The sequence below is a fragment of the Burkholderia sp. AU30280 genome (genome assembly GCF_020420125.1).
GTDB lineage: Bacteria > Pseudomonadota > Gammaproteobacteria > Burkholderiales > Burkholderiaceae > Burkholderia.
The window spans coordinates 1-13017 of record NZ_JAIZRY010000025.1 but is presented as its reverse complement, the minus strand read 5'-3'; the positions used below and the strand labels follow the sequence as shown (position 1 = coordinate 13017).

The window sequence follows — 13017 nt, the reverse complement described above, 5'->3', positions numbered from 1 at the left end:
GCGATGCTGCGCAAGCAGCGATTCGCGCATCCCGCGATCGCGCGACGCAGCGCCCGATCTTCTCGTACAAGGACCTGCCGAATGACTGCCCGTGATGCCGTCGATCCGCGCGACACGTTGCGCGACGCGCTTGCCGCGCTACCCGATCTCGCCAACGCGATCGGGCAGGATGCGGCGCAACGCGAGGCGCGCCGCGAACTGCCATTCGAGGGTTTCGCGATCTTCCGTCGCTCGGCGCTGGGCGTATTGCGGATTCCGGTTGAGCGCGGCGGCCTCGGCGGCACGCTGGTCGATCTGTTCGACACGATCACGACGCTGGCCGCCGCCGATTCGAATCTCGCGCATGCGCTGCGGATCCACTACGACCAGATCGAGACGCTGCGGCTGTCGCCGCGCACGCCGTTCAACGACGTGCAGCTGGAGCGTGCGCGGGCCGGCGCGATATTCGGCGGTGCATCGACCGAGCGCGGCACGTCGCGGCCCGGCGAGAACACCACCGTGCTGCGCCGCGATGGCGATCACTATCGCGTGACGGGCCGCAAATACTATTCGACCGGCACCGCGTTTGCCGATTTCGCGCGCATCAACGTCGAGAACGAGCAGGGCGACGCAGTCGCCGTGATCATTCCCGTCGCGCGGGATGGCGTGCAGGTGCTCGACGACTGGGACGGCATGGGCCAGCGCATGACTGCGAGCGGCAGCCTGCTGCTCGACGACGTGCAGGTGTTCGCGGATGAAGTGGCCGTGCGCGACGGTTCGACGCTGATCGGCCGCCATTGCGGCGCGCTGCGGCAACTGCATCTCGTCGCGACGGGCGCGGGCATCGTGCGCAACGTGGTTGCCGATGCACGCCGCTATGTGCTCGCGCACGGCCGCCCGGTGCTGCACAGCCCGGCGCCGACCGCACGAGACGATCATTTCATCCAGCAGGTCGTCGGCGAGCTGTCCGCGCACAGCCACGCGATCGACGGGCTCGTGCGCGAAAACGCGCGGGCGCTCGACCGTTCCGCCGACGCGATCGAAGCCGGCGACGCCGATGCGCATGCCCTTGTGCTCGACAGCGCGCTTGCAACGGCACGCACGCAGCTCGTCGTCAGCAAGCTTGCGCTGCATGCGGCGGAGCGGCTGTTCGAAGTCGGCGGCGCGTCGGCGACGGCGCGCGCACACAACCTCGACCGGCACTGGCGCAACCTGCGCACGATCTTCAGCCACAACCCGTTGCTGCACAAGGCGCGCGTGATCGGCGACTACGAGCTGAACGGCGTGACGACGCACCTCACCGAAGGCCGCGTGTTCTGACGCGGCCGTGTCATTTCGGCGAGCACGCGCGCCACGGTACGCGACACCTCCACTGCCTCACGTCAGCGCCGCAGGCCGGCGTCGCGCAGTAGCGGCAGCACGCGTGCGCCGAAGAAGTCGAGATCGGGCTTGAAGTCGTAGAAGCTCAACTGGATGCCGTCGATGCCGGCGCGGTGCAGCCGCACGATGATATCGGCGACTTCTTCCGGCGAGCCGGTGATCGAGATATTGCCGCCGATGGCCCGCGCGGCCGCCTGTGAGCGCTGTTCGAAGCCGCCTCGCCACGCATGCGCGTCACTGTCGAAACGGTGGAAGCTGCCTTCGTCCGCATGCGCGACGATCGCGTCGCGGTACGCACGCGCTTCGGCCGCCGTCTCGCGGCAGATCACGAGCGGGTTGAGCAGCGTGCGGATCGCCCGGCCGCGCGCCGTGGCAGCTGCCTTCACGCGTGCGGTATGCGCGGGCAGCGCATCGATCGCCCGTTCGGCATCCGGGCCGGCCGGGCTCGTGACGAACACGATGTCCGAATAGCGTGCGGCGAAATCGATGCCCGCATCGGAGCCCGTCGCGTTGATCAGAAGCGGGCGGCCGTAGCGCGGCTTCGGCGTGACGAATGCGCCGCCCAACCGCCAGCTCGACAGCGCGGGCGTGTAGCTGAAATTGTCCGGTTGCGCCCACAACTGCTGAACCGCATCGAGGAATTCGGCCGCCATTTCGTAGCGCCTGTCGTGTTCGATCCGGTTCCAGCCGAACATCTCGTGCTCGACTGCGCGGTGGCCGGTCACGACGTTGATGCCCCAGCGCCCGCGCGAGATGTGATCGAGCGTGGCGGTGAACTTTGCGAAATGCAGCGGATGCCACGGCCCGTAGAGCACGTGACTCGTCGCGACGAGGATGATCCGTTCGGTGCGCGCGGTCAGCGCGGCCAGCGTCATGAACGAGTCGAGCGCGTGGCCGTCGAACACGCCGCCGTAGCCGCCTTTCGGCAGCCACTGCGACAGCGCGAACACGAGATCGAAGCCGAGCGCCTCCGCGCGCGCGACCAGGTCGGCGTTGTAGTCGAACGTCCAGTCCGTCGTGCGCGGCAGCGTCGACGCACTCCAGCCGCCGGCCTGGATCGGCAGGAACAGCCCGAGCATCAGTGGCTGCGCGAGGACGCGTGACACAGGGCTGTCGGGGAAATCCGCCGGCGAGCGCACGTCGACGAACGACGATGGCGCGACCGGGGTGGCGAGGGCGGTGTCGCTCATGAGGGCTTCCTTGCGGGTTGGGTACGCACCGCACGGCAACGGCGGGCGCTGAGGCGGACCGCATCGCGTTCGTGCGGCCCGGGTGCGCCGTCGGGCGGCGACAGCAACGGTGCGCCCGACGTGCGTGCCCGCAGCCGCACGTCGAATGGATCGAGCAGGGTGAGCGGCCGGCTCGCCAACGTGCCGCCGGCAGGCAACCTCACCGCCGCTCATCCGCTGCCGAGCTGGCGCAGCGCTGCGCGCCGGCTGCTGCGCGGCACGCGGGGACGGAAACGGGAATCGGTCACGGTCGAACGCGTATCGCGCGGGGGGAAACGCCCATTTTCGGCAACCGGGCACGGCGCGGCAAACAACGAATCCCGCTTTGCTTATCACGCGGCGCCGCGCCCGGTGCGCGCGCCGTCAGAACTTCACGCGCAGCCCGCTGACGAGCGCGACCTGGCGGTTCGTCGACGATGCGCTGCCGATGTTCGAGATCGCCGCGATCGCACGATAGCCGCCCGCCGTTGCCGTGCTCGGATCGCCGGCCGCGAGCTGGTAGATGCCGGACAGGTAGAGATCGGTACGTTTCGACAGCGCATAGTCGAAACCGAGCGTGAACTGGTGCCAGCGCGGCTTCAGCGTCTGGCCGCCGGTGCCCGGCAGGCCGCTCGCGCGCCCGTCGGTGAACGTATAGACGCCGATCAGCGTGGCCGCCGGTGTGATCTGGTAACGCGCGTTCACGTCGTAGTTGTTGAACTTGCGCGACGAACCGTCGAGATAGTCGAGCTGCGTGTGGCTCCACGCGAAGCCGAGCGTCGCACGGCCGAGCGCGTAATTCGCGCCTGCCACGCCGATCTGCTGCTTGAGCACGCCGCCGTTCAGCCCGTAGAAGAATGCGCCGCTGTAGTCGTTGCCGGTGGTGGAGGTCGCACCACCCACCGCGCCGCTCGTATTCGACGTCGAATTCGGATGATTGATGCGCACATAGCCGGCGCCCACCGACAACGGGCCGTTCACGTAGTTCGCCGACGCGCCCCATGCGTTGTTGTTCGAGAACCCGGTGCCCGCGCCACCGTTGGCCTGGTTGCTGAACGCATAGAGCAGGTCGGCCGTGAAGCCCGCGATCGTGTCGCTGCGGAACTTCACCGCGTTGTTCAGCCGGAAGCTCTGGTTCATGTTGTCGTTGTCGCCCACGTGCGTGGCCGGCGACCAGAAGCCGGACCCCGAGTACTGCGCGACGAGGTCGGTGATCGGCTCGTACTGGCGGCCGAAGGTCAGCGTGCCGATGCCCGACTTGGCAAGGCCCACGTACGCGGAGCGGCCGAACAGGCGGCCGCCCTGGCCGAGCCCGCCGTCGCTGGGCCGGAACCCGCTTTCGAGCGTGAAGACCGCCTGCAGGCCGCCGCCGAGATCTTCCACGCCTTTCAGGCCCCAGCGGCTGCCGCTCAGCTTGCCGCTCGTCTGCTGGATGTTGCTCGCGCCACCCTGGTTGTTCGTATAAGCGAAACCGGCGTCGACGACGCCGTACAACGTGACTGAACTCTGCGCATGCGCGCTGACCGAACCGATCGAAACCAAACCCAGGACTACCGATTTTTTGATCATGACTATCCTCTGCTTTTTATGGGTACCTCTGTGAGGATCACGATGCTATTGACGACGGTCGTGCCAATGAACGGTCGATCCGTGGTTTGTAAATCGCTGCGCGGCCGAATTGCAATGTGTGTTGCCGCAAGTCCGGCATGTGTGCCGCGATCGCGTCCGCTACCCGTGCTGCGGCGAACGCATCGCGCGAACGGCGAACGTCGAGCGCCGGATAGTTGCGGGCGCTGTCATATCGATCGATGAAATCGTTAGATATGCGAAATACAGGCGGCCCGGCGCGCGATGTTTTTTTGCAACGCCCGCTGTGCGGCGGGCGGCCGATGCGCTACATGCGCCCGGATATCGATTCCGCAAAACGTTGGTAGGGCCGCGCGACGCATGACGGTAGAGTCGGGCATCCGGCCTCGGGCCGGCATGCTCCGGGAACGGAAGGGCGCGCAAGTGTGCGTTCGTCCCGGCTGAACAACGAACACGGGAGTCGTTTGTCATGAGTCGCGATGTGCTGTTTCTGCTGGAGCCAGGCTTTGCCGATCCGAAGCATCCGGGCCAGCGCTTCGTCTGCCCCCATGGACTGTCGATCGAAGGGCTGCTGGCAAGCGCGCCCGATCGCGCGGGTCGAATCGACGTGAAACGCGTCGGCTTCGAGCGGCCGCGGCACGCGGTGATCGACGCGCTCGACGATGCGCACCAGGGGCTGCCGGTGCTCGTGCTCGGTCGCGACCAGCCCGCGCCGGACGACGCACGGACGCTCGGCGACGTGCGCTTCGTCACCGACGCACGTCGCATCCTCGAACTGCTGGCCGAGCGCCACGGATTTCCGGTGCTGCATTGACGCGGCGGTTTTTACTTCCCGGTTGATCGATCGACAGGAGCATCCGATGTCTTCAATTTCGGCGGCGCGGCGCCGTTTGTTGCTCGCCGGCGCCGCAGTCGTGGCGGCGCCATGGGCCACGAACGCAGCGTTCGCCACCCCCGCTGTCAGCACCGATTTCACCGGCACCACGTTGCGCGTCGCGACCTACAAGGGCGGCTGGCGCGCGCTGTTGCAGGCGGCCGGGCTTGCCGACACGCCGTACCGGATCGACTGGCGCGAGCTGAACAACGGCGTGCTGCACATCGAGGCGCTCAACGCGGACGCGCTCGACATCGGCTCGGGCAGCGAAATACCGGCCGTGTTCGCCGCGCGACAGAAGGCCAACGTGCGGCTCATCACCCGTGTGCGCGAAGACCTGAACAACCAGGTCACGCTCGCGCGCAAGGACACGCCGATCCGCAGCATTGCGGACCTGAAGGGCAAGCGCGTCGGGTACGTGCGTGCGACGACGTCGCACTACTTCCTGTATCGCCAGCTCACTGAGGCGGGCCTGGGCTTCGACGACATCCAGCCGATCAACCTGTCGCCGACCGATGGCTTGTCTGCATACGATCGCGGTGATATCGACGCATGGGCGATCTACGGCTACAACGGCCAGCTCGCGCGCAATCGCTACGATGCGCGCGTACTGAAGACGGGGAAGGGCTATCTGTCGGGCAACTTTCCGGTCTATGCGAACCCGCGCACGCTCGACGATGCGCGCCGTCGCGCGGCGACGGGTGATCTGCTGCTGAGATTCCGGCGCGCGTATGCGTGGGCGAACGGGCATTTCCGCGACTATGCGCTCGCGCAGAACCGCGAGACGCGCGTGCCGGTTGCCGATCTCGTCGCGATGTTCGACCAGCGCAGCGAAGACTATGCGCTGCTGCCGGTGACGCCCGATGTGGTGGCGCAGCATCAGCAGGTCGCGGATGTGTTCGCGCGGATCGGTGTGCTGGATGGTCCGGCCAATGTTGCGCCGCTCTGGGATACGTCGTTCAACGCGCTGGTCGCGGCGACGTGATCGGAGGCAATGAGAAGGCGGCCGAGTGATTGGGAGATTCGGGCGAACACGCGCTTTCGAAAGCGCTGTTTTCCATGCGTGAACCAGGCATCACGCCAGCCGCGAATCTCGTCGGGCGATCCTGTGTGACCGGATCAGGCGAACGTCGTCGCGACCATGATGCCGAACACGACGCCGATTGCAATCCCGCAGAGCCGGCCGTAAATCGATGCGCGCACATTGTCGTCGAGCAGGAATGGCGAACGCTTGTGCTTCCATACCGTGCTGAAGGCGACCGGGCGGGTCAGCAGGGCGATGCATGCGATCAGCACCGGCGTGGCGATGAGCATTGCGATGCGCTGTCCGTTCCAGTCGACGCCGTGCATCGCCAGCGAAACGATCGCGGCAAGCGGAACCTCGACGCACAAGCCGAGCAATGAACCGTTGACGAATGAATCTCCGGGGGACTGAAACATGATCGGTCCTGGCGTTCGAATGAAATCGGTGCCCGGCTCGAGCGCCCGAAAATAAAAAACCACGGCCGTTGCCCACGGTTGGTCGACCGCGTTCGACATTGGCCAGAATGACGGCCGGATAGTACGGCAAATCATTGGCCCGTTGGCGGTCATTCAAGCTATTTAACAAATGCCCCCGGTAGGACTGCATTTTCATGCTGCATAGGGATATCGCGCCGTGATAAAAATCGGGCAATCTCGTCGATGTCGGCAACGAGTAGAGGCTGCGCGACCGGCATGGCTGCATGCGTCGCCGTTCCGGCACGAAATATGACCCTAGTCGGGTTCCGGGCCTGCCGGGCGGGTTCCGGAGCGGGGCGCGGGTTTAATGAACCGATGGCAATGGCGATGCGTCACCCATCGAATCAAACATGAGCGAACACAACGTGACGGGCCGTGACGCACAACGCGTCGGCGCGGCAAACGCGGAATTTTCAGCAGGCGTCGCCGCCCATCATGCCGGGCGGGTGGCGGATGCCGCGCGGCATTACCGGGCGGCAATTTCGCTCTGCCCCGATCACACCGAGGCGCTGAACAATCTCGGTATTCTGCTCGAAGCGGAGGGAAATGCAGGCGAGGCGGAACATTGCTACCGAAGGGCCCTCGAGATTCGTCCCGACAATGTGGACGCCTGTTTCAATCTCGGCCTGCTGCTTCACGACGGACAACGCCTCGATGAGGCGGAGACCTGCTACCGCAGCGTATTGGCGTCGAATCCCGGGCATGGTCCGGTGCTGCGCAGGCTCGGCCTGCTGCTGCGGTTCACGGGCCGCGACGCCGAAGCCGAACGCACCTTGCGCGATGCCGTGATCGCTCGCCCGGGCGATGCCGTGGTTCATGCCGATCTGGCCATGCTGCTTCAGGCGCTCGGGCGATCCGACGAAGCGGAGCAGCAGTATCGGGCATCGCTTGCGCACGAACCGAACGACGCAGCGACGCTCAACAGTTTCGGTGCGTTGCTTCACCAGCTCGAACGGTTGCCGGAGGCCGAGACTTGTTTCCGGCGCGCGGTTTCGCTGCAACACGGCTCCCGCGAAGCGCGAGGCAATCTCGGCAACGTGCTGTTCGCGCAGCGACGATACGCTGAAGCCGAATCGTGTTACCGCGAAGTGCTCGCATACGATCCGTCGTTCGCGGAGGTGTGGAACAACCTGGGCCGTCTGCTGCATGAGGTCGGCAGGCTGGATGAGGCCGCCGCCGCTTTGAGACACGCACTGACGCTCGATCATGACCGCGTGCCGACCACGTTCAACCTGAGCCTGGTGTTGCTGGCGAAGGGGCAGTACGAAGAAGGGTGGCGTCACTACGAGGCGCGCTTTCAGCCTTCCTCGCACTGGGGCGACGCGTCGTCGAATCGCGTTCTGGCAAGCTTGCCCGCGCCGCTCTGGCGGGGCGAACCGCTCGACGGGAAATCGCTTGTCGTCTGGCCCGAGCAGGGGTTCGGCGATGTCGTGCAGTTCGCGCGCTATCTGCCGCTGCTCAAGCAGCGCGGATTGTCGACGCTGACGGTGGTGTGTCCGGCCGCATTGACGCGCCTGATCGCAACGGCCGACGGCGTGGATCGTTGTGTCGGGCTCGACGAGGCGGCGGCGCTTCCTGCACACGATTACGCGGTCCCGATCATGAGTCTGCCGTTGCATTGCGGAACGACGCTCGACACGATACCCGCGACGGTGCCCTATCTGCATGTGCCGGCAGCGCTCGTCGAGCGCTGGCGGGGCAGCGTGCCGTCAGCCGCCTTGAAGGTCGGGTTGGTCTGGGCCGGCGATCCGCGCCCCGACCAGGCGCAGGCACACGCGACGGACCGCCGCCGCTCGCTTCCGGCAAGCGCGTATCTGCCCCTGCTGCGGATTCCGGGTGTGAGTTTCGTGAGCTTGCAGAAGGGCGAAACGACCCGCCGGCAGATCGACACGATTCCGTCGCCGCTTCGCCCTGTCGACCCGATGGAGCATGTGCGCGACTTCGCGGACACGGCGGCGATCATCGCCCATCTGGATCTCGTGATCACCGTCGATACGTCGGTCGCACATGTGGCAGGTGCATTGGGCAAGCCGGTCTGGATCCTGTCGCGCTTCGACGGCTGCTGGCGCTGGCTGGCGGATCGGGACGATTCGCCGTGGTATCCGCGGGCGCGGCTGTTCCGCCAATCGGAGCCGGGGCGGTGGAGCGATGTCGTCGAGCGTGTCGCGGGTGCCCTCGAGCACCTTCGTGCCGAACGAGATGCACTGCGTGTATCCGCGGTACCTCGCGAAGATCTCGATCGGCGGTTCTAGGCGGACCTGGGGTTGTTTCGGCAGTGCCGTCTGGCGGGGGCCGCCGCATTCCATGATGATGCGCTCCCGAGCGCAGCGGAACCGTCTGTTCGAGCGTACCGGCTGGGCTATCGGGCGCCGTCGCTCAGCGGTTCCGGCCGGCCAGAGCACGCCAATCGTCAAGACGGCGCGTCATGCCGTCCGCACGATCGAAGGCTATTGCAACCGACTGCGCACTCCCTCGAATACGAAACCCTACGCGCCACTGCAAGACATGCTGTAGGTGAAAACGAGGGAGGGTCAACCGTCCCGAGTCGCCTGCCGTATTTTGACAGTTCTTGACAGCTCGAAACAAGTGGAGAGCTATGATCTAGCTCTTTATTGAATGTGCATACTGGAGACCCCCATGAGTTCGGCACGCTCACTCAGTATCGGCATTACAATCGGCCTTCATCATGCGGCAGAGAGTCTTTGGGTCAACGGCATCAAGCAGAACGCCTTGTATCTAATGAAGCTCTTTCAACACTCGCCTCTTGGCCATCAGGTAACCCTCGTCAACACGACGAACGTCAAGATCACGTCGGAACTTCCATGGAATACCACGCAGTTTCCAATACGCTCGTTCGACGATGCGAAAGACTCGCTTGATGTCCTGATCGAACTCGGTGGGCAGATTGATTCGGCGCAAACCGCGTATCTGCAGGCGCGCGGCGCAAAAGTCGTGAGCTACTGTTGCGGTCCGGAATACGTGCACATGATGCAGGCCATGATTTTTGGCAGGCGGCATGCGGAAACGGTATTCATCAATCAACGTTATGATCAAGTATGGATCATCCCGCAAGTTGCCGAGACCAGCGCAAGCTTCTTCAGCGTATTGCGACGCCAGCCTGTTCGCGAGGTGCCGTTCGTTTGGGATCCGATGTGCGTTGAAGAGCGATCGGCCGCTCTCCCGCATCGCGGGGAATATCGTCCAACCGGGCAACCCAAAAGGTTATCCATCATGGAGCCGAATATCGACGTTACCAAGTTTTGCCTCTATCCACTCTTGATCGCTGAGTTGGGATATCGGAAATGTGGTGCACGGATATCCTATGTGCATGCGACGAACACGGAACATCTTGCAAATGGCAGCCCGGAATTTATCGGAATCGCGCACCACCTGGATCTTGTGAGGGATTCGAAAATAAGCTTTGTCGGCTATCATAATACCCCTCAATTTCTTTCTGAATTTACCGATATTGTGATATCCCATCAATGGGGGCTTGCATTGAATTATTTCTATTTCGATGTTTGCTGGAACGGTTATGCGATGGTCCATAACGCCGGCCTCTGTCGTGAGCTCGGTTATTTTTATAATGGAAATGATGTGGAAGAGGGTGGCATTCGACTCCGGCAGGCGATAGAATCTCACGACGAAAATTGGCAGGATTATACGAATCGGCAGCGTGAAATAATCGGGAGATTTTTGTCAACAAATCCTAGGCAAATCGAGGCGTATGACAGGTTGCTCGTCGGTCTTTTTGAATGAAATAAATGGGTTGTCGTGGTGGAATGTGTACGTCGTTGATTGACGCGAATGGACCGCGACGCAGACATGCTGGCCGAAGCGTTGGCTCAGGCGGAGACCCTGAGTGTTGTTCAACCGGTGATCGCGTTCCGGTTGTAGCAGGCCGCATTCCTGGATGCCGTATTTGCGGCACAGCGCTGCCGGCTTCAGTTCGGTCTCGGTTTCCTTCAAGAAGCCGATGATCTGTTATTCGATGAATCGCTTTTTTCGTTGCGTTCCTCTCTGGAACGGACTCTCCACTGTCACCGCGCCAAACGCGGGGAGCAGGTCACTTGAATCTCGGAAGCGCTGTTCGGCGACGCGCCAGCGCTGGTGACCGTCGAGGCACGTTGCACGAATTACACTGGTTTCAAGGCGCGGTCAGGTGTCGGCAATGACGTGCGGATTCAATCCGTCGATGCTGACTTGCGGGCTCCCCGGTGTTGCTGTCGCACCGCAGCAGGTCCTGTTTGCGCTGGACGAGTCGTTTTGGCGCCAAATGTCTCCGGCTGCAGGATCACTGACATCGCGTCCGCACCATTGGACGATCCCGAGGGGGATTGATCCGCGCGGGCCTCTACACACAAGCCCGCGACCTTCACGACAGCCTTCCGGTTCGCGCCCATCTCTCGAGTATCCACTGTGCGTCGGCGACCGTTGCATCCCAGGCGCCGATGACGGGTTGTCGAACGACGCGGATTCCCGGGTACCACGGTGTCGAGGTCGGGGATCGTTCGAAACGCCAGTCTCCGTGGAGCGGCGACAGTAGGAGGGTCGGCAAGTCGAGGCTGGCGGCGAGGTGCAGCGGCCCACTGTCGACGCTGATGACCAGGTCCGCCGCAACGGACAGCAGCGCTGCGAGCCCACGCAGGTCGGTCGTCGCGTCGAGGTTGGTGGTCGTGTGGGACAGATCGTCGGCGAGCCATCGCTGCATTTCGAGACCGCGCTGGAATACGATCCAGTGTACGTCCTGGTTTTCCAGCAACGGACGTATCTGCTGCAGGCGCAGACTCCGCCACGCGAAATCCCCGTGAGCGGATTCGTTCGACGACCAGAACAACGCGCAGCATGGGCGTCCGCGCGCGGCGCGGCGAATGCGTGCCACCTGCTCGGACATCTCGGGCGAGGGCGCCGCCTCATACATTGCCCGGCGCGCCGGCAGGTAGCCGGCCAGCGGGAACATCGCGGTGAACAGGGAGAACGGTGTTGCCCACATTGCATCGAACGGAGCGTTGCCGGCGAATGGCGCCAGCAGTTGATCGGCACGGATGTCGCGATAGTCGTTCAACCAGGCCTGATTGACGTCCGGACACGGCCAGGGCTCGTGACAGACGAGTTCGGTGCCGGCCTGAGCGAGCAGGGTGCGATAGCGGATGAACTGGAGCCAGTCGCCGAAACCGCCGCCACGGACGTAGCGCAGCACGCGCGGTAATGGTGTGTCGCCACACCAGTAGCCGGGATCCTTGATTCCGTATATCTCCGCCACGGCCGATCGGCTCGTATAAGCCGACGCATATTCGCCGATTCCCGCGGCGACTCCGTGAGCCCGCATCAGCGAGGTGCTGCGGATTTTTCTCAACTGGATGCCGGTCGCCTGCGGAATCGCGCCAGCGTGGGATGCGGCCTCGTACGACACGGATCTCGCGATGATGTCGTCGTCGCGGCCGAACAGATACAGGATTTCGAGCTTTACCTGCTCGCGCTCCCATTCATTGAGGCCGTGTACGAGCGTTTCGAATTGCGCGTCGAGAACGTCCAGCCGGCCGAGATGGGCGCACGCATGGAAAAAGATGGAACGATGGTTCGTATAGCCTGGCTCGCGCTGCGTAAGTTCGACGGACCGGTCGACTGCGCGTTCGAATTCCCCAAGGAAATAATGGTACTGAACGCATGCATGGAGGTATCGTGCGGTGCCGCCGTCGGTGGCCTTCAGGTCGTCGAGCAAGCGTCGAGCGTCATCAATGGCACCGCGCTGTACGAGCTGCTGCACAACGAAAACCGGATTGTCTTGGGTCATTGGCTGGGCTAGGGTGAGAAGCTTCAAGGTGTCCGAGTCGTGGCGCCACGCGGACGATCCTATTTCGTGCTCGTGCAATGAAGGTCAACGGCAGGTCATGCGCGAGCGCGTCGTTGGCCCGCGTGATCGGCGAACCTGCATCGAATCGGGTGGCGAGTGCTGCCACGTCGACGATCAGCGGGCCGCGCCCCGAACACAGCGCCACCGAGCCCGCATCCGGACAGTCCATTATGGCGCTCGACATCAGCGCCCGGGACAGCAGCGTGACAAAGAGGCCCCCGCAGAAGCTGTCGCGCGATGCGTTGCCGGAGCAGGACGCGGCGAAGTGCGTTCATGGCGTGCGATTCTACAAGGGTTGAGTGGCAGGGAAAGACTACCGCGCCGATGGGCGGTATCAGTCGCTATTCGATTGGACCAGACGGCGACGAGGTCAAGAGTGCATACGGTCTCGTCCGCTTGTCATGCATCTAAGGACATTGCGACACATAACGCGGACTATGAATAGATTTGACATAAGCTAAATTATCGATAATTTTGGTTGTAGTGGCTAGATTGAAATGTCCGCTTTGGGGGTGCGGCGGAATTCTTGGACTGATTTATGTCGTCAGCCCGAGGCTCTCCCGGTATTCAATCGGACTGAGTGCGCCAAGCGAGATTTTGATCCGTTTCTCGTTGTACCAGCGAATGTACGAGTC

General features: G+C 63.6%; 11 protein-coding genes. 6 read left to right on the top strand and 5 right to left on the bottom strand.

Annotated features, from left to right (window positions below; translation table 11 throughout):
• Nucleotides 1-81: 81 nt before the first annotated feature.
• The gene (locus LGN17_RS35285; RefSeq protein WP_226201410.1) at nt 82-1299 is read left to right on the top strand and encodes an acyl-CoA dehydrogenase family protein; all 1218 of its coding nucleotides are present in this window, start codon (nt 82-84) and stop codon (nt 1297-1299) included.
• Between the two features lie 62 nt (nt 1300-1361).
• Here LGN17_RS35285 and LGN17_RS35280 read toward each other — a convergent pair whose 3' ends face one another.
• Together LGN17_RS35280 and LGN17_RS35275 are read right to left on the bottom strand one after the other, a co-directional pair.
• Nucleotides 1362-2549, bottom strand: coding sequence for an LLM class flavin-dependent oxidoreductase (locus tag LGN17_RS35280; protein ID WP_226201409.1), 1188 nt, complete (start codon nt 2547-2549; stop codon nt 1362-1364).
• 402 nt (nt 2550-2951) lie between these two features.
• Nucleotides 2952-4136, bottom strand: coding sequence for a porin (locus tag LGN17_RS35275; protein ID WP_226201408.1), 1185 nt, complete (start codon nt 4134-4136; stop codon nt 2952-2954).
• A gap of 487 nt (nt 4137-4623) precedes the next feature.
• On the opposite strand from LGN17_RS35275, the gene LGN17_RS35270 reads away from it, so the two are divergent.
• Complete coding sequence (locus LGN17_RS35270) at nt 4624-4968, top strand: DUF3088 domain-containing protein (RefSeq protein WP_175220519.1); 345 nt, start codon at nt 4624-4626, stop codon at nt 4966-4968.
• A 46-nt stretch (nt 4969-5014) separates the two neighbouring features.
• Nucleotides 5015-6013 (top strand): ABC transporter substrate-binding protein, encoded by a 999-nt coding sequence (locus LGN17_RS35265; protein WP_226201407.1) that lies wholly within the window; start codon nt 5015-5017, stop codon nt 6011-6013.
• Between the two features lie 134 nt (nt 6014-6147).
• Here LGN17_RS35265 and LGN17_RS35260 read toward each other — a convergent pair whose 3' ends face one another.
• Nucleotides 6148-6621, bottom strand: coding sequence for a hypothetical protein (locus LGN17_RS35260; RefSeq protein WP_226201406.1), 474 nt, complete (start codon nt 6619-6621; stop codon nt 6148-6150).
• 257 nt (nt 6622-6878) lie between these two features.
• Here LGN17_RS35260 and LGN17_RS35255 point away from each other — a divergent pair, with 257 nt between their 5' ends.
• Nucleotides 6879-8780 (top strand): tetratricopeptide repeat protein, encoded by a 1902-nt coding sequence (locus LGN17_RS35255; RefSeq protein ID WP_226201405.1) that lies wholly within the window; start codon nt 6879-6881, stop codon nt 8778-8780.
• 385 nt (nt 8781-9165) lie between these two features.
• Nucleotides 9166-10287, top strand: coding sequence for a DUF2827 domain-containing protein (locus LGN17_RS35250; RefSeq protein WP_226201404.1), 1122 nt, complete (start codon nt 9166-9168; stop codon nt 10285-10287).
• A 616-nt stretch (nt 10288-10903) separates the two neighbouring features.
• Here LGN17_RS35250 and LGN17_RS35245 read toward each other — a convergent pair.
• A complete protein-coding gene (locus LGN17_RS35245) occupies nt 10904-12349 on the bottom strand; it encodes a glycosyltransferase family 9 protein (RefSeq protein ID WP_226201403.1) in 1446 nt (481 codons plus the stop codon).
• Nucleotides 12350-12399: 50 nt separating this feature from the next.
• Here LGN17_RS35245 and LGN17_RS35240 point away from each other — a divergent pair, with 50 nt between their 5' ends.
• A complete protein-coding gene (locus LGN17_RS35240) occupies nt 12400-12681 on the top strand; it encodes a hypothetical protein (protein ID WP_226201402.1) in 282 nt (93 codons plus the stop codon).
• A gap of 237 nt (nt 12682-12918) precedes the next feature.
• Here LGN17_RS35240 and LGN17_RS35235 read toward each other — a convergent pair.
• Nucleotides 12919-13017, bottom strand: a 99-nt coding sequence (locus tag LGN17_RS35235; RefSeq protein WP_226200766.1) for an IS3 family transposase, incomplete at its 5' end; no start/stop codon positions are given.

Bases quoted from the DNA above. Each gene is read 5' to 3' on its own strand.
- LGN17_RS35285 (WP_226201410.1), top strand. From the start codon at position 82: ATGACTGCCCGTGATGCCGTCGATCCGCGCGACACGTTGCGCGACGCG.
- LGN17_RS35280 (WP_226201409.1), bottom strand. From the start codon at position 2,549: ATGAGCGACACCGCCCTCGCCACCCCGGTCGCGCCATCGTCGTTCGTC.
- LGN17_RS35275 (WP_226201408.1), bottom strand. From the start codon at position 4,136: ATGATCAAAAAATCGGTAGTCCTGGGTTTGGTTTCGATCGGTTCGGTC.
- LGN17_RS35270 (WP_175220519.1), top strand. From the start codon at position 4,624: ATGAGTCGCGATGTGCTGTTTCTGCTGGAGCCAGGCTTTGCCGATCCG.
- LGN17_RS35265 (WP_226201407.1), top strand. From the start codon at position 5,015: ATGTCTTCAATTTCGGCGGCGCGGCGCCGTTTGTTGCTCGCCGGCGCC.
- LGN17_RS35260 (WP_226201406.1), bottom strand. From the start codon at position 6,621: ATGACCGCCAACGGGCCAATGATTTGCCGTACTATCCGGCCGTCATTC.
- LGN17_RS35255 (WP_226201405.1), top strand. From the start codon at position 6,879: ATGAGCGAACACAACGTGACGGGCCGTGACGCACAACGCGTCGGCGCG.
- LGN17_RS35250 (WP_226201404.1), top strand. From the start codon at position 9,166: ATGAGTTCGGCACGCTCACTCAGTATCGGCATTACAATCGGCCTTCAT.
- LGN17_RS35240 (WP_226201402.1), top strand. From the start codon at position 12,400: ATGAAGGTCAACGGCAGGTCATGCGCGAGCGCGTCGTTGGCCCGCGTG.